Here is a 15,412-nt window from a genome sequence, read left to right as displayed (position 1 = left end):
CTGTGATCATGGCATCCGGCGGGCGGCCGGCGGACGGTGACGCGGTCGACGGCCGGCCTCAGCCGGCGACGGCGACCTCCTGGCGGGCGGCGAGCGCCTGCTGGTAGAGGCGGCCCGCGCGGTACGACGAGCGGACCAGCGGGCCGCTCATCACGCCCGCGAAGCCGATCTCCTCGGCCTCCTCGCGCAGCTCGACGAACTCCTCCGGCTTGACCCAGCGGGTCACCGGGTGGTGCCGGGGGGAGGGGCGCAGGTACTGCGTGATGGTGATCAGCTCGCAGCCCGCCTCGTGCAGGTCGCGCAGCGCCTGGGACACCTCGGCACGCTCCTCGCCCATGCCGAGGATCAGGTTGCTCTTGGTGACCAGGCCGTCGGCCCGCGCCTGGCGGATCACGTCCAGCGAACGCTCGTAGCGGAACGCCGGGCGGATCCGCTTGAAGATGCGCGGCACCGTCTCCACGTTGTGCGCCAGCACCTCGGGCCGCGAGCCGAAGACCTCGGCCAGCTGCTCGGGGACGGCGTTGAAGTCGGGGATCAGCAGCTCGACACCGCAGCCGGACTGCAGGGCGTGGATCTGCCGGACCGTCTCGGCGTACAGCCAGGCGCCGCCGTCGGGCAGGTCGTCGCGGGCGACGCCGGTGATGGTCGCGTAGCGCAGGCCCATCGCGGCGACCGACTCGGCGACGCGCCGCGGCTCGTCGGCGTCGAACTCGGCCGGCTTGCCGGTGTCGATCTGACAGAAGTCGCAGCGCCGGGTGCACTGGTCACCACCGATGAGGAAGGTGGCCTCCCGGTCCTCCCAGCACTCGTAGATGTTGGGACAGCCGGCCTCCTGGCACACGGTGTGCAGCCCTTCGCGCGAGACGAGCCCGCGCAACTGGGTGTACTCCGGGCCCATCTTGGCCTTGACCTTGATCCACGGCGGCTTGCGCTCGATCGGCGTCTCGGCGTTGCGCGCCTCGATCCGCAGCATCCGCCGCCCCTCCGGGGCGACAGTCGCGGTGCGCGCTGGCTGCTCAGTCGTCGGCGCGGATTGCTCGATCGTCACAAAACCGAGCGTACGCCGGTCGGTGCCGGTCGATGAACGAGGGCGACGGCCGTCACGCCGGAATGGCTGTGACACCGGACACCAGGGGCGAAAAAACCCGGTCACAGCGCGGCGCGTGCAGTGCTAGCGTGCCGGGCAGAGCTGTGACGGAGCCGAGTAACGGACCGATCCGCCAGTCGAGAGAGCCGCCGGTTGCTGCGAGGCGGTCTGGCGCCGGTCCGCGAAGACCCTCCCGAGCTGCGGGAAGAACGGCGCGTCGCGCCCAGTAGAGCCCGCCCGGCCGGCCCCGGTGAAAAGGCGACGAACGAGGCTCCCGCCCAGGCGGGGGCGAAGGTGTGGTGGCACCGCGAGGCTCCCGCTCGCCCACACCTCCCTGGGGATCGCGTTGCGATTGGTCAAGGAGGTAGTCGTCGTGCAACGCATCCTGTCCACGGAACTCCCCGCCCATGTGGGCGCCACCGTGCGGCTCGCCGGCTGGGTCCACCGCCGCCGGCTGCTCAAGTCGGTGGCCTTCCTGATCCTGCGGGACGCCGCCGGGCTCGCCCAGGTGGTGGTCGCCGCGCCCGCCGTGCGCGAGCAGGTCGAGGCGCTCACCGAGGAGACTGTCGTCGAGGTGGCCGGCACGGTGGTCGCGAACGCCACCGCGCCCGCCGGGGTCGAGGTCGTCGAGCCGACGGTACGTCCGCTCGGGCCGCCCGCCGTCCCGCCCCCGTTCGACCTGTACCGGCCGGTGCTCACCGCCGGCCTGCACACTCAGCTCGACCACGCACCGGTCGCGCTGCGGCACCCGGCCCGCTCCGCCGCGCTGCGGATCTCGGCGGCGGCCGTGTCCGGCTTCCGGGCCACGCTCGACGGGCAGGACTTCGTCGAGGTGCACACGCCGAAGGTTGTCGCCTCGTCCACCGAGAGCGGGGCGAACGTCTTCGCGCTGGACTGGTTCGGGCGGCCCGCCTACCTGGCCCAGTCGCCGCAGTTCTACAAGCAGCTCATGGTCGGCGTCTTCGAGCGGGTGTACGAGGTGGGGCCGGTGTTCCGCGCCGAGCCGCACGACACGGTGCGCCACCTGGCCCAGTACACGTCGCTCGACGTCGAGCTGGGGTTCGTGGCCGACCACCGGGACGTGATGGCGGTGCTGCGGGAGACCCTGGCCGGGATGGTGGCGACCGTGGCCGACCGGGCCGGCGGCGCGCTGGCCACGCTCGGCGTGACGGTGCCTGGGGTGCCGGCCGAGATCCCGGCGGTGCACTTCACCGACGCGCTGACGATCGCCGGCGCGCCGCCCTCCGAACCCGACCTGGCCCCGGCGCACGAGCGGGCGCTGGGGGAGTGGGCGCTCCGCGAGCACGGCAGCGACTTCCTCTTCGTCACCGGCTACCCGATGGCGAAGCGCCCGTTCTACACCCATCCGGACCCGGCCCGGCCGGCGTACTCGAATGGTTTCGACCTGCTGTTCCGAGGCGTGGAGCTGGTGACCGGCGGGCAGCGGCTGCACCGGCACGCCGACTACCTGGCCGCCCTCGCCGCGCGGGGCGAGCCGGTGGAGCCGTACGCGGGGTACGTGGACGCGTTCCGGCACGGCATGCCGCCGCACGGCGGTTTCGCGATCGGGCTGGAGCGGTTCGTCGCCCGGCTCACGGGCGCGGCGAACGTCCGCGAGGTGACCGCCTTCCCGCGCGACCTGCACCGCCTCACGCCCTGACGGCCGCGGGCCGGCACGGCTTGCGCCGTGCCGGCCCGCGGCGGCGGGTTGCTCTCTCCCGGTCCCGGTCCCGGTCCCGGTCCCGGCCCGGCCGCGGTGGCGGGGCGCGGCTCGCCGGAGCCGTCGGTCGAGCCGCCGGCCTCCGCAACCGGCTCGGATCGGTCGCAGAGAGTGATGGAAGGTCGCGCAGGCTTTGCGGTGACGCTCGGTGATGGGGCATCCGGAGTCGTCGAGATGCCCTTTGCCGCGGCGAATCCCGCTGAGCAGGTGTTATGGCGAACGACCGTCGGGCGGGAGGGAAGGGCGTCTGCGCACTTTGCTCTGCAGCCACGGGCGCAACGATCAACCGTGAGTGACCGTTGCGGATCCGGCTGCAGAGCAAAGTCGGCGAGAGGTCACATACCGCGGATTCAGGTTTGTCACTTACCGTGACCGATGGCGAGGCGGTCCTGGGCGGGTGGCGACCCGGACCGGTCGGCCACCGCGCACCGAGCGGATGCGCGATGGCCGGGGGCGGGAGCACGCGGAGGGGAAGGGGGAGCGGTCAGGCCGGGCCGAGCAGGTCCCAGGGGTTGCCGGCGATGTCGCGGAAGACCGCGACCCGGCCGTACGGCTCGGTGCGGGGCGGCCGGACGAACTCGACGCCCGCGTCGGCCATCCGGCGGTACACCGCCTCGAAGTCGTCGACCTGGAGGAAGAAACCCACCCGGCCGTGGGTCTGGTCGCCCACCGCACCGGCCTGGTGCTCACCGTCGGCACGGGCCAGCAGCAGGCCGGTGCCGCCGCCCGGCGGGCGTACGACCACCCAGCGCTTGGGCCGGCCGTCGTTCGTCAGCGAGGGCTTGTCCTCGGCCAGCTCGAACCCGAGCACCTCGGTGAAGAAGGTGATCGCCGGGTCGTACTCGGCCACCACGAGCGTGACCAGGTCGAGCCGCACCGGGCTCAGACCTGCGTCAGCGTCGGCAGGTGCCGCTCGACCACCGGCAGCACGTCGGCGACGGTGATCGGCCGGCCCAGCTCGGCGGTCAGCGAGGTGACCCCGGCGTCGCGGATGCCGCAGGGCACGATCCGGTCGAAGAAGCCCAGGTCGCAGTCGCAGTTGATGGAGAAGCCGTGCAGCGTGACGCCGCGCGCCACCCGGATGCCGATGGCTGCGACCTTGCGGGCCGGGCCCCGGTCGTCCTCCGGCACCCACACGCCGCTGCGCCCCTCGACCCGGCCGGCGGTCAGCCCGAACTCGGCGCAGACGTCGATCAGCAGCTGCTCGGTGCGCCGGACGTACGCGACCACGTCGACCGGGTCGGGTAGCCGGACGATCGGGTAGCCGACGAGCTGCCCCGGACCGTGCCAGGTGATCTTTCCGCCGCGGTCCACGTCCACCACCGGGGTGCCGTCCATCGGGCGGTCCCACGGCTCGGTGCGCTTGCCGGCGGTGTAGACGCTGGGATGCTCCAGCAGCAGCACCGTGTCGCCCTGTTCGCCGGCCACCACCGCCTCGTGCAGCCGGCGCTGCTCGTCCCAGGCGGCCTGGTAGTCGAGCAGGCCGGCGCGGACGGCGGTCAGCCCGGAAGTCGTCACGCTCACCCGTCCAGCCTAGTCCCGCCCTCCGGGAACCGGACCCGTGAGCCTCGTCGCGTCAGTCCGGCACCCGCCACAGCCAGACGTCCTCCACCCGCTCGGGCGGGCCGAGCAGAGCGGTGGCGGTGCGCCGCAGCGCCTCCTCGTCGACGTCGAACTTCGCGCCGTGCACCCGGTCGGGAAGCACCACCGCCTGGACGCCCCAGTAGCGCAGGTCCGCCCGGGACTCGCGGATGCTGCCGTCGGTGATGATCGGCACCAGCCCGGTCCGGCCCGCCTGGTCCATCAGCGAGTCGAAGGTGCGCGGCACCGGGCCGATCCGGCCCCGGCCCTCCGGGCCGCCCGGCCCGAGGAAGAAGCCGGACGGGATCCGGAACTCACCCTGCCGGTGGGCGAGCGCGTACGCCTGCCAGCGCTGCCCGTCCGGGTAGACGTCAACGGTCAGCGGCAGCGGGGTCAGCACCCCGTCGGGCGGGACGTAGCGCTGCCAGGCGCCACTGGTGATGAACTGCGGAATCGGTTCGCGGACGCTTGTCAGCAGCGGGGTCGGCACCAGCGGCAGCAGTGCGGCGGCGAAGCCCAGCGCCCAGGCGAGCCCGCTCGCCCGGTGCCGGGGCGGCCGGGCGCGCAGCGAGTCGATCGCGTACGCCAGCAGCAGGCCGATGACCGGCGCGACGACGAGCGCCAGCCGGGACGGCAACGCCGCGTTGATCACCGGCAGGTTGTCCAGCACCCCGAACGGCAGCATCTGGTCGAAACGCCGGCCGTTCCACTTCACCGTCGGCCCCCACGACAGCACCGCGAAGACCACTGCGGTCACGCCGAGGGCGGCCAGCGTGGCCCGGAACGCGCGGTCCGCGCGCCGCCACAGCAGCGCGAAGCAGGCGACGGCGAGCAGGAGCAGCGGTACGCCGAAGAACGAGTTCTCCTCCGTCGGGTTGGGCGCCAGCGAGGTGCCCCACCCGGCCCAGCCGGCGAGCGACCGGCGCGGGTACGAGCCGTACGCGGCGATGTCCTCGGAGTGGATCAGCGGGTCGAACCCGGTGCCGTGGAACCGTTGCGGTCCGAGGAAGTGCAGCCAGAGCGGGTACGCCAGCAGCGCCCCGGCGACGAGGGCTGTCACGCCCAGCCCGGCCGCCATCCGGGGCAGCGCGGCGCGTACCTCGGACCGGCGGGCCGGGTGCAGCGCCCACGCGGCGAGGAAGACGCCGAGCGCCAGCGCGGTGAAGAACAGCCCCTCGGCGGCGATCGAGAACGCGACAGCCACCAGCAGCCCGAGCACGATCCCGCCGGTGACCGCCCGGCCCGGACGGCGCAGCCGGAACACGCCCCAGATCAGCAGCGGCACCAGCCAGCCCGCGGTCCAGTTCAGGTGCGCGTTGGCGTGCGACACCATCGCCGGGCAGAAGGCGATGAACAGCGCGCCCACACCGGCGGCCAGCCGGCTGCGGACCAGGTGCCGGCTGAGCAGCCAGTACCAGGCCACCGCCGTCGCGGCCAGGTTGAGCGTGAGGATGACCAGGAACGTCGCGGGCGGCCCGATCAGGTACGTGAGCGGCGCGAAGACCGCCGCGTACACGGTGATCGAGGTGTTCACCGCGAGGTTCACCCCGTCCGGGACATTGATCAAGGTGGTGTACAGCGGGTTCTGCCCGTGGGTCAGCGCGTGCCCGCCGAACGCCAGCAGCCATTCGAACAGCGCCTGGTCGCTGGAGTTGACGGTGATCGCGCGGCTGTTCGGATCCCGCCACATGCCACTCGTCACCCAGAGGGCCAGGGCCAGCGCGGCGAGCGTGACCAGCAGGTCGGCGCGCCGGTCGCGGACGCGTGTCGGCGCCGGGCCGGCGGCCGGGGACGGGGAGGAGGGCACGCAGCGGACGTTACCAACCGGACCTGGGCAGACCGCCCGGACACGGAACTCGCCGCACACTTCGGTGGTCGTGAATGTGTGAGTGGCGGCCATTCCGGTGTGACGAAACGCGGCCGTAACGTCGCGGCAACTCGGAGGTGACTCAGTTCACATTCCACGATCGGGAGGTCTCCGTGCCCCGCTCCTCTTCTCTCATCGCCCGCGTCGCCGGGGCGGCGGCCGGGGTCGTGCTGGCCGCGGCCACCGCGCTGGTAGCCGCCCTTCCCGCCCAGGCCGCCTCGCTGACCCAGGTCACCGGGTTCGGCTCCAACCCCGGCAACCTGGCCATGTACGCGTACCGCCCGGACGGCCTGGCCGCCGGCGCGCCCGCCGTGGTGCTGCTGCACGGCTGCGTGCAGAACGCCTCGACGTACGTCGCCAACTCCGGCTGGCAGAAGTACGCCGACCAGTGGAAGTTCACGCTCATCGCGCCGCAGCAGCCCAGCGCCAACAACGCCAACTCCTGCTTCAACTGGTTCGAGACCGGTGACACCGCGCGCGGCCAGGGCGAGGCGCTGTCGATCAAGCAGATGGTCGACTACGCCAAGACCACCTACGGCACCGACGGCGCCCGGGTCTACGTCAGCGGGCTGTCCGCAGGCGGCGCGATGAGCGCGGCCATGCTCGCCGCCTACCCGGACGTCTTCGCCGGCGGCTCGATCGTCGCCGGCATCCCGTACCGCTGCGCCACCAGCACCGTCACCGCGTTCAGCTGCATGAACCCGGGCGTGGACAAGACCCCGGCGCAGTGGGGCGACCTGGTCCGCGGCGCGTACGCCGGATACACCGGGAAGCGCCCGCGGGTGGCGATCTGGCACGGCACCAGCGACACCACTGTGGCGACCGCGAACGCCGCCGAGTCGCGGGACCAGTGGACGAACGTGCTGGGCGTGTCGACCACCCCGGCCAGCACGTCCACGCTGCCGGCCGGCACCAGCCTGGAGGTCTACGGCAACGACCAGGTCCGCCTCTACCGGGTCTCCGGGATGGGCCACGGCACCCCCGTCGACCCGGGTACGGGCGCGGACCAGTGCGGCACCGCCGGGGCGTACTTCCTGGACACCATCTGTTCGACGTACCGGGACGCGGTCTTCTTCGGGCTCGGCGGTGGCGGCGCCTCGCCGAGCCCGACCCCGACGGCCACCGCGTCACCCACCCCGACCGCGTCACCGACCGTGTCGCCCACGCCGACCGGCGCACCGGTCTGCGTCACCGCGAGCAACTACGCGCACGTGGTGGCCGGGCGGGCCTACCAGTCCGGCGGGTACGCCTACGCGCTCGGCAGCGGGCAGCGGATGGGCCTCTACAACACCTTCTACACGAGCACGCTGAAGCAGACCGGGCCCGCGTACTGGGTGATCGGCTGCTGATCCGCCGCGTCGCGCCGCCCTCGCCCGCTCACTCGGTCAGGGCGGCGCGCAACGCGCCCGCCAGGTCCGGGTGTGCCCACGGGAACCCGGCCCTGTCGAGCACGGCGGGCAGCACCCGCGCGCTGGTCAGCGCCTCCTGTGCGAAACCGCCGAGTGCCACCTTCAGCGCCACCGCCGGGATCGGCATGATCGCCGGGCGGTGCAGCTGGCGGGCCAGCTCCTTGGTGAACTCGGCGTTTGTGACCGGCGCCGGGCCGACCACGTTCACCGCGCCGGCGATGCCGTCGCGGGCCAGCAGGAACTTCGCGGCGTCGAGCCAGTCCCGCATCGAGATCCACGGCAGCCACTGCCGCCCGTTGCCCAGCTTGCCGCCGACACCGAGGCGGAACGGCAGCAGCTGCGGCTTGAGCAGGCCGCCGTCGCGGTGCAGCGGCAGTCCGGTACGCAGGCGCACCACCCGTACGCCCGCGTCCTCGGCCGGGCGGGTCGCGGCCTCCCAGACCCGGCAGACGTCGGCGAGGAACCCCTCACCCGCAGGCGCCTCCTCGGTGACCGTCCGGTCGCCGGTGTTGCCGTACCAGCCGACCGCGGAGGAGTTCAGCAGCACCGCGGGCCGGTCGGCGGCGGGTAGGCCGGCGATCGTGATGGCGAGCGTGGTGGTGCTGTCCACCCGGCTGGTCCGGATCAGCTTCCGGTACTCGTCGTTCCAGCGTTTGTCGCCCACCCCGGCGCCGGCCAGGTTCACCACCGCGTCCGCGTCGGCGACGCACTGCGGGTCCAGTTGCGCGGCGGACGGGTTCCACTGCCGTTCGGCGGGGGTGCGTGGCGGGCGGCGGACCAGGCGGGTGACCTGGTGGCCGTCCGCGGTGAGGCAGTCGACCAGTCGGGTGCCGAGGAAACCGGACGCGCCGGCCATGAGGATCCGCATGCTCACATCTTCGAGTACGCGGCGCGATTCGGATGCGTTGAGCGAAATCACTCACTCGTCACGCCCCACCCGTCACGCGCCGACGGCCGGCCTCAGCCGGTCGGCCTGCTGACCGGATGCACGGTGATCAGACCGTCGAGCCCGAGGAAGTCGGCGGGGTTCGTGGTGTAGAGGGGAAGCGCGTTTGCGTGTGCGACGGAGGCGATCATCAGATCCGCTACCCGGCGCCGCGTTCCCCGCCCGGCGGCGAGCACCGCCGCCGAGACCAGACCGAAGGCCCGCGCCGCCTCGGCGTCGAACGGAAGCGGCTCGAAGGTGGCCTCGACGTGCTGCAGGACGCTCATCCGGCGGGCGCGCTCGCGCGGATCGTCGGTGTGATGTGGACCGGCCGAGAGTTCGGCAAGCGTGACCGCGCTGATGACCATCTCGTCGGGCAGTTCCGCCCCGTCGAGTCCGCCCAGATGGATGACGATGTTGGTGTCGATCAGACCGCGGACGGGGAGGTCACCAGTCACGGCTGGCCAGCTCCTGGTCGATCCCGCCGTCGAGGTCGGCCCGGAAGCGTGCCTCGTCCAACCGGGGCGCGCTGGCGAAGGCCGCGAGAACCTCGGCTCGCGGGACGAACGTGCGCCGCCGGATCGGGATCAAGCGTCCGATCGGCGTGCCGTTGCGGGTGATGGTGAAGGACTCTCCGCGCTCGACTCCGCGCATGATGGCGCCGGAGTCGTTGCGCAGCTCACGTTGGGTGATCTCGCGATGAGCGTGCTCGGCCACACCGGCAGCCTACCGCCTGTGTGCTACGAAGTGCTACACACCTTGCGGTGTGGCTGCCGGTGCGGTCGAGCGGGTCAGGCGTCGGCCGGGGCGGTACGCAGCTCGGCGAGCAGGCGTTCCACCTCGGCGAACGCGTCCTGCGGCAGCGGCCCGTACGCCAGCGCTCCGAGGTTCTCCTCGGCCTGCGCGACGGTGCGGCAGCCGGGGATGGGCAGCGTGTGCGGGCTGCGGGCGAGAAGCCAGCCCAACGCACCCTGGGCCAGCGTGCGGCCGTCGGCGGTCAGCGCCTCACGGACCCGGGCCACCCGCTGCGCCCACTCGGCGCGCGGTACGCCGCCGGCGAACCAGTCCAGCCACTCCGGTGCCACACCGCGTACGTCGTCGCCGCCCCGGGCGGTCGGCGCGTCCTGGTACTTCGCGGTGAGCAGGCCCATCGCCAGCGGCCCTCGATTGAGGCTCGCCAGGTCGAACTCCGCGCAGACCGCGAGCATGGCGGCGTTGTCCCGCAGCACCGACTGGTCGTGCTGGATCGCCGCGCAGTGCGGTCCGGCCTCGGCGAAGGCGCGTGCCGAGGCGGGGTCGTCGGTGCTCCAGCCGTACGCCCGGATCTTCCCCTCCGCGACCAGGTCCTCCAGCGTGCCGACGAGGTCCAGCGCCCGTGGCACCGGCAGACCGCCCAGGTGGAGCTGGTAGAGGTCGACGTGGTCGGTGCCGAGCCGGCGCAGCGAACCCTCCAGGCTGCGCCGCGCGTACTCGGGACTGGCGTCCTCGCCGAGCGCCTGGCGGGTCTCCTCGTCGGTGGGGTAGCCGAACTTGGTCGCGATGACCGCCCGGTCCCGGCGGCCCGCCAGCGCGCGCCCGAGTACCCGCTCGCTGTGCCCGGCGCCGTAGTTGCTGGAGGTGTCGAACAGCGTCGCGCCCAGGTCGAGAGCCCGGTGGACGGTACGCACCGACTCGTCGTCGTCCACCTCGCCCCAGCCGAGCGGTTGGGTGCCGTCCCAGAGCGGGCCGCCGATCGCCCAGCAACCCATGCCGATCGCGCTGACCTCGATGCCACTGCGGCCCAGCCGTCGTGTCGTCGTCATGCGCCAAGTGTTCACTTTCGAGTGTGCTCGAAGTCCAGCTCTTTTTCCGCCAGCCGGGGCAGGAGCGGGGCGAGCGCGTCGACGGCTCCGGCGCGTACCACGAAGCGGGTGACGCCCCAGCGGCGCCGGTGCCCGGCGACCGCCGAGACGATCTCGTCGGGCGTGCCGGCCAGTACGAACGGGGTGGCCAGCACCTCCGCCGGGGTGAGTCCGGTCTCGGCGGCCGTCTCGGCGGCGGCCGCCTCGGCGTCGTCGGTGACGGCGACGTGCTGGACCAGCGCCTCCAGGACCGGCGGTGTGTCCCGGCCGGCCGCCCCGGCCGCCACGTGCGCGAGCTGCGCCTCGATCTGGTCGGCCCGCCAGCGGACGGTGTGCTGGTGGCCGTCGGGCAGCGTCCGGCCCAGGCCGGCCAGGCCGACCACGTCGGCGTGCCTTCCGGCCCAGCGCAGCAGCGTCGAGTTGGAGGCGCCGACGGTCAGCGGGATCCGGTCCTGCACCGGGCGGGGCCGGTCGAGCCGTGCCGCGTACGTCGCCAGGTCCTCGGTGTCCACAGTGACCTCGTCGCCGGCCAGCAGTGCCCGTACCGTCTCGGTCACCGCGACGCAGCGGCGGACCCGGCCGGCGACGTCCGGGCGCTCGCGCCCGACGGCCCGCCACTCGGCCGGCGTGTGGCCGGCGCCGACGCCGAACCGGGCCCGCCCGCCGGAGACCACGTCCAGTGTGGCGACGTCGGCGGCGAGCAGGATCGGCTCGCGGACGCCGGCGTTGGAGACGTACGAACCGAGGCCCAGCGTGCTGGTCACCGCCGCCGCGGCGGCCAGCGCGACGAACGGCGACGCGCAGGAGCCGGGGTGGTCGGCCGCGAACAGCGCGTCGAAACCGGCCGCCTCGACGGTACGGGCCAGCTCGGTCCAGCTCGCCGCGTCGGTGGGCTGGGCCTGTACGGAGAAAGTCGCCATCGCCTCAGCATCGGCGCGCGCCGGGCCGCAGGCCACCCCGCACGCGCCGATTCTGCCGACGGCCGAACGTCACACCGCGTCGAGGCGGGCCAGGTCGGCGGGGGACAGGCGCAGCGCGGCGGCGGCGACGTTCTGCTCCAGGTGCGCCGGGTCACCGGTGCCCGGGATGGCCAGCACGTTCGGGCCCCGGGCCAGCGTCCAGGCCAGCCGGACCTGAGTAGCCGTCACGCCGTGCTCCCGGGCCACCGCGAGCACCTCCGGGTGCTCCTCGCCGGTGGCGCCGGCCTCCCGGCCGCTGGTGACGAGGGAGAAGAACGGTACGAAAGCGGTGCCGTGCGCCGCGCAGTCGCGGATCAGCTCGTCGTGCTGACGGCGGTAGCCCAGGCCGTACGAGTTCTGCACGCACACCACCGGGGCGATGGCGCGCGCCTCGGCGACCTGGTGCGGGCGTACGGCGGAGACGCCGAGGTGCCGGATCAACCCGGCGTCGCGCAGCTCGGCGAGCGCGCCGAAGTGCTCGGACAGCGGCTCCGGGCCGTGCACCCGCAGGTTCACCACGTCCAGGTGGTCGCGGCCGAGCTGACGCAGGTTCTCCTCCACCTGCCCGCGCAGCTGGTCCGGGCGGGCCGCCGGCAGCCACTGCCCGGACGGGTCCTTGCCCGGCCCGACCTTGGTCACGACGACCAGATCCTCCGGGTACGGCCACAGCGCCCGGTTGATCAGCTCGTTGGCCGAGCGCAGCGGCGAGAAGTAGAACGCGGCCGTGTCGATGTGGTTGACGCCCAGCTCGACGGCGCGGCGCAGTACGGCGACGGCCCGGTCCCTGTCGCTCGGGCTGCCGTCGGCGTTCGCGGTCAGCCGCATCGCGCCCAGGCCCATCCGGTTTACGGTCAGGTCGCCGAGCTGCCAGGTGCCGGCCGCGCCGGCGTGGACGGTGTCGATGGTCATGTGGCCCCCGTATCCCTCGTCTGCGGCCCCACTGCGGGGCCGACAGGTACCACGGGGGCGAGGGGCAGCCGGTTCACTCGCCTTCGTCGCGGTCCTCGGGCTTCTCGAGCCAGCGGGCCCGCCAGGCCGCCTCGTGCGCCTCGTGGCTGGTGCGTTCCTCGAAGACCAGCTTGCGCAGCGCCTGCCGGCCCTCGGCGAAGACGATCACCTCGACGGCCACCATACCCACGGTGACGGCGGTCAGCATGCCCAGCGCGGCCAGCCCCGGCACGCGCTCCGCGACCGGGATGAGCACGCCCAGCAGCAGCGCCGCGCCGATCCGGGTCCAGCTCAGCGTGCGCAAGGTACGCAGCTGGAACAGCATGTTGCCGCAGAGGTAGCAGATGACGCCGCCGTAGAGCAGCGGTACGCCGGGGCCGTGTGCCGGCTCGCTCGGCGGCACGTTCGGGTCGGCGATGCCGTGCACGATCGTCTCGGCGCCGAGCGCGAACAGGATGATGCCCGCGATCATCGGCAGGAACAGGTACGCGTACGCGTCCCGGGCCATCGCCACCCGGGGGCCGTCCTGCGCGACGTGCAGGGCGATCCGGGCGGCCGGCCCGACCATGTCGTAGTGCGCCCACCAGAGCGCGGCGGTGAAGAAGATGCCGAGTACCGCCGCGGCCACGGCCGGCCAGGTGGGCGGCTGGCCGAGCAGGTTGCTGCCGACGCCGACCGAGATCACGGACTCGCCCAGCGCGATGATCAGGATGAGGTCGTACCGCTCGGTCCAGTGTTCGGCGGACGCGACGCCCCAGCCCCAGGTGCCGGCGATCATGCCGCTGCCGTACTGGAGCAGGACGACCCCGCCCCACAGCACGTCGCGGAGCACCGCCGCGGAGAACAGGTCGTCGATCCTCGGCGGCAGCAGCGCGGCGACCAGCAGCAGCGCGGTGCTGCCGAGCAGTTCCGGAGCGAACCGGAGGAGTTGCCGGCGCTCGTTCGGGCTGTCCCGGACGGCGTGCCGGTAGAGCAGCAGGTGCACCAGCCGTAGGACGGTGTAGCTGAGCGCCGCGACCATCGGCCCGGCCGCGTTGCCGCGCGGGTCGCGGAACGCGTTCGGCAGCGAGAGCGCGAACGTGAACAGCGCGGCCATGCCGACGGTCATGAGCACCGGGACGAAGCCCTCGCCGAGGCGTACCCGGGTGGCGACCACGCTGTGCACCACCCACGACCACCACAGCACGGCGAGGACCAGCAGCGCGTGCAGCAGCGCCCCGCCGGTCACCTGGAGGGCGGTGGCCCGGGTGATGATGAAGAACGAGAAGACGAAGACCAGGTCGAAGAAGATCTCGAACCGGTCGACCCGGGCGCCCGGGGCCACCGGCACCGCCGGCCCCAGGCGTCCCCGCCACCGGTTCGAGCCCACCGGCCGAGTCTGTCAGCGCAGGTCGGGCCGGGTGGCCGATTCGGTCAGCCCGGCCGGTGGCGCAGGCCGTCCATCAGCAGGTCGAGCAGGCGGCCGGCCTGGGCGCGCTGGTCCGGTTCGCCCGCCACCAGGGAGACCCCGCTGAGGCTGGCGAGCACGTCGGCGGCGGCCACGTCGGCGCGCAGGACACCGGCCGCCGCGCCGGCCGCGAGCAGTTCGCCGAGTGCGGCCAGCAGCCGGTCACGGCTCTGCGCGTACGGGTTGGCGCCGGAGGCGATCACCAGCCGCAGCGCGTCGGCCATGCCCCGCTTGGTGGCGAGGTAGTCGACGAACCGGTCCATCCAGGCGCGCAGCGCCGCGTCGGCGGGTTCGGTCGCGAGCAGCGCCGGGGCGGCGTCGCAGAGCTTCTCCAGCTCGTTGCGGTACGCCGCCTCGATCAGCGCCTCCCGGCTCGGGAAGTGGCGGTAGAGCGTGCCGATGCCGACGCCGGCCTCCTTGGCGACCCGGTCCAGCGTTACCTCGGGGCCGTCCTGGGAAAACGCCTGGACCGCGGCGTCCAGCAGCCGCTGCCGGTTGCGCAGCGCGTCCGCGCGCAGCGGTCGGTCGGGCACGGGCTCTCCTCCCTCGACCGGGTCGCCGGCCCGGCACGATGGTAACCGGAGTGTCCTCCGGTTATGCTGGCGGAGTAACGGAGGATCCTCCGCTTCTCATCGTAGCGGGCGGACATCGGTCCGCGTCGCCGTCGACAAGGATGGACCATGACAACCCCGACACCAGTCACCACCCCGTTCTCCGCCGAGACCACAGCCCTGGAGGTGGTCCGCGACCTGGACCTGACCGGCCGGCGGGCCGTCGTCACCGGCGGCGCGTCCGGGATCGGCGTGGAGACCGCCCGGGCGCTCGCCGCCGCCGGGGCGGACGTCACACTCGCCGTCCGCAACACCGAGGCCGGGCAGCGTGCCGCCGCCGAGATCACCGGCGCCACCGGCAACGACCGGATCCTGGTCGCCCCGCTCGACCTGGACGATCTCGCGTCGGTCGCCGCGTTCGTCCGGAACTGGGACGGGCCGCTGCACATGCTCGTCAACAACGCCGGGATCATGGCGTCGCCCGAGATGCGTACCGAGCAGGGCTGGGAGATGCAGTTCGCGACGAACCACCTCGGCCACTTCGCGCTCGCCACCGGGCTGCGCCCGGCGCTCGCCGCGGCCGACGGGGCGCGGATCGTCTCGGTCAGCTCGGCCGCGCACCTGCGCTCACCTGTGGTGTTCTCCGACATCCACTTCCGGCAGCGGCCGTACGACCCGTGGCTGGCGTACGGGCAGTCCAAGACCGCGAACGTGCTGTTCGCGGTGGAGGCGACCCGTCGCTGGGCCGACGACGGCATCTGGACCAACGCGCTGATGCCCGGCGCGATCCGGACCAACCTGCAGCGCTACATCACCGAGGAGGAACTGGTCCGGATGCGCGCGCAGAGCGGTGGCGGCGCGGCCTCGTTCAAGACCCCCGAGCAGGGCGCGGCGACCTCGGTGCTGGTCGCCGCCTCACCGCTGCTCGACGGCGTCGGCGGCCGGTACTTCGAGGACTGCCAGGAGGCCGGGCCGAACCAGCCGGGCACGCGGACCGGCTGGGCCCCGTACGCCCGGGACCCGGAGGCCGCCGAGCAGCTCTGGACCGTATCCGAGGAGCACCTGAAGGGCTGAGGC

Annotated in this window: 15 protein-coding genes; 3 read left to right on the top strand and 12 right to left on the bottom strand. The window is 73.3% G+C overall.

The features are described 5' to 3' along the window. Nucleotides 1-58 precede the first annotated feature (58 nt). Nucleotides 59-1,048 carry a lipoyl synthase gene (gene lipA / locus O7546_RS20750; RefSeq protein WP_194801120.1) on the bottom strand — a complete coding sequence of 330 codons (990 nt, stop codon included), beginning with the start codon at nt 1,046-1,048 and terminating at the stop codon, nt 59-61. Between the two features lie 412 nt (nt 1,049-1,460). Between lipA and aspS the strand changes: the two genes are divergently transcribed. After that, nucleotides 1,461-2,747: an aspartate--tRNA(Asn) ligase gene (aspS, locus tag O7546_RS20745; RefSeq protein ID WP_194801121.1), complete on the top strand. Its 1,287-nt coding sequence runs from the start codon at nt 1,461-1,463 to the stop codon at nt 2,745-2,747. Between the two features lie 544 nt (nt 2,748-3,291). Here the strand turns inward: aspS and O7546_RS20740 are convergent. From O7546_RS20740 to O7546_RS20730, 3 genes are read right to left on the bottom strand one after another with little or no spacing between them, the layout of a single operon-like run. Then, nucleotides 3,292-3,684 (bottom strand): VOC family protein, encoded by a 393-nt coding sequence (locus O7546_RS20740; protein ID WP_194801122.1) that lies wholly within the window; start codon nt 3,682-3,684, stop codon nt 3,292-3,294. A gap of 5 nt (nt 3,685-3,689) precedes the next feature. Continuing rightward, entirely contained in the window at nt 3,690-4,331 is a 642-nt protein-coding gene (gene lipB / locus O7546_RS20735) for a lipoyl(octanoyl) transferase LipB (RefSeq protein ID WP_194801123.1), read from the bottom strand. A 52-nt stretch (nt 4,332-4,383) separates the two neighbouring features. Continuing rightward, nucleotides 4,384-6,195, bottom strand: a complete 1,812-nt coding sequence (locus O7546_RS20730; RefSeq protein ID WP_281599957.1) for a DUF2079 domain-containing protein — start codon at nt 6,193-6,195, stop codon at nt 4,384-4,386. 173 nt (nt 6,196-6,368) lie between these two features. On the opposite strand from O7546_RS20730, the gene O7546_RS20725 reads away from it, so the two are divergent. Then, the gene (locus tag O7546_RS20725) at nt 6,369-7,604 is read left to right on the top strand and encodes a PHB depolymerase family esterase (protein ID WP_194801125.1); all 1,236 of its coding nucleotides are present in this window, start codon (nt 6,369-6,371) and stop codon (nt 7,602-7,604) included. Nucleotides 7,605-7,632: 28 nt separating this feature from the next. Here the strand turns inward: O7546_RS20725 and O7546_RS20720 are convergent, their stop codons facing one another. The 8 genes from O7546_RS20720 to O7546_RS20685 form a co-directional block, all read right to left on the bottom strand. Further along, nucleotides 7,633-8,532, bottom strand: a complete 900-nt coding sequence (locus tag O7546_RS20720; RefSeq protein WP_194801126.1) for a TIGR01777 family oxidoreductase — start codon at nt 8,530-8,532, stop codon at nt 7,633-7,635. Between the two features lie 92 nt (nt 8,533-8,624). Next, the gene (locus tag O7546_RS20715; protein WP_135241378.1) at nt 8,625-9,047 is read right to left on the bottom strand and encodes a type II toxin-antitoxin system VapC family toxin; all 423 of its coding nucleotides are present in this window, start codon (nt 9,045-9,047) and stop codon (nt 8,625-8,627) included. Beyond that, nucleotides 9,037-9,306: a type II toxin-antitoxin system prevent-host-death family antitoxin gene (locus O7546_RS20710; RefSeq protein ID WP_194801128.1), complete on the bottom strand. Its 270-nt coding sequence runs from the start codon at nt 9,304-9,306 to the stop codon at nt 9,037-9,039. The genes O7546_RS20715 and O7546_RS20710 overlap by 11 nt, the downstream gene beginning before the upstream one ends. 74 nt (nt 9,307-9,380) lie before the next feature. Then, the gene (locus tag O7546_RS20705) at nt 9,381-10,391 is read right to left on the bottom strand and encodes an aldo/keto reductase (RefSeq protein ID WP_194801129.1); all 1,011 of its coding nucleotides are present in this window, start codon (nt 10,389-10,391) and stop codon (nt 9,381-9,383) included. 11 nt (nt 10,392-10,402) lie between these two features. Continuing rightward, entirely contained in the window at nt 10,403-11,350 is a 948-nt protein-coding gene (locus O7546_RS20700) for an LLM class flavin-dependent oxidoreductase (protein ID WP_194801130.1), read from the bottom strand. A 69-nt stretch (nt 11,351-11,419) separates the two neighbouring features. Further along, nucleotides 11,420-12,298 (bottom strand): oxidoreductase, encoded by an 879-nt coding sequence (locus O7546_RS20695; protein WP_194801131.1) that lies wholly within the window; start codon nt 12,296-12,298, stop codon nt 11,420-11,422. Between the two features lie 73 nt (nt 12,299-12,371). Further along, a complete protein-coding gene (locus tag O7546_RS20690; RefSeq protein WP_269697388.1) occupies nt 12,372-13,706 on the bottom strand; it encodes a low temperature requirement protein A in 1,335 nt (444 codons plus the stop codon). Between the two features lie 44 nt (nt 13,707-13,750). Continuing rightward, nucleotides 13,751-14,317 (bottom strand): TetR/AcrR family transcriptional regulator, encoded by a 567-nt coding sequence (locus O7546_RS20685; protein ID WP_194801133.1) that lies wholly within the window; start codon nt 14,315-14,317, stop codon nt 13,751-13,753. 147 nt (nt 14,318-14,464) lie between these two features. Here O7546_RS20685 and O7546_RS20680 point away from each other — a divergent pair, with 147 nt between their 5' ends. Continuing rightward, nucleotides 14,465-15,409 (top strand): SDR family NAD(P)-dependent oxidoreductase, encoded by a 945-nt coding sequence (locus tag O7546_RS20680; protein ID WP_194801134.1) that lies wholly within the window; start codon nt 14,465-14,467, stop codon nt 15,407-15,409. Nucleotides 15,410-15,412 lie beyond the last annotated feature (3 nt).

It is taken from the genome of Micromonospora sp. WMMA1976, assembly GCF_027497335.1.
Taxonomy (GTDB): Bacteria; Actinomycetota; Actinomycetes; order Mycobacteriales; family Micromonosporaceae; genus Micromonospora; species Micromonospora aurantiaca.
Note: the sequence above shows the minus strand (reverse complement) of the source record. Positions and strands in the feature narration are given on the sequence as shown.

Bases quoted from the DNA above. Each gene is read 5' to 3' on its own strand.
- O7546_RS20695 (WP_194801131.1), bottom strand. From the start codon at position 12,298: ATGACCATCGACACCGTCCACGCCGGCGCGGCCGGCACCTGGCAGCTC.
- O7546_RS20680 (WP_194801134.1), top strand. From the start codon at position 14,465: ATGACAACCCCGACACCAGTCACCACCCCGTTCTCCGCCGAGACCACA.
- O7546_RS20705 (WP_194801129.1), bottom strand. From the start codon at position 10,391: ATGACGACGACACGACGGCTGGGCCGCAGTGGCATCGAGGTCAGCGCG.
- O7546_RS20700 (WP_194801130.1), bottom strand. From the start codon at position 11,350: ATGGCGACTTTCTCCGTACAGGCCCAGCCCACCGACGCGGCGAGCTGG.
- O7546_RS20720 (WP_194801126.1), bottom strand. From the start codon at position 8,532: ATGCGGATCCTCATGGCCGGCGCGTCCGGTTTCCTCGGCACCCGACTG.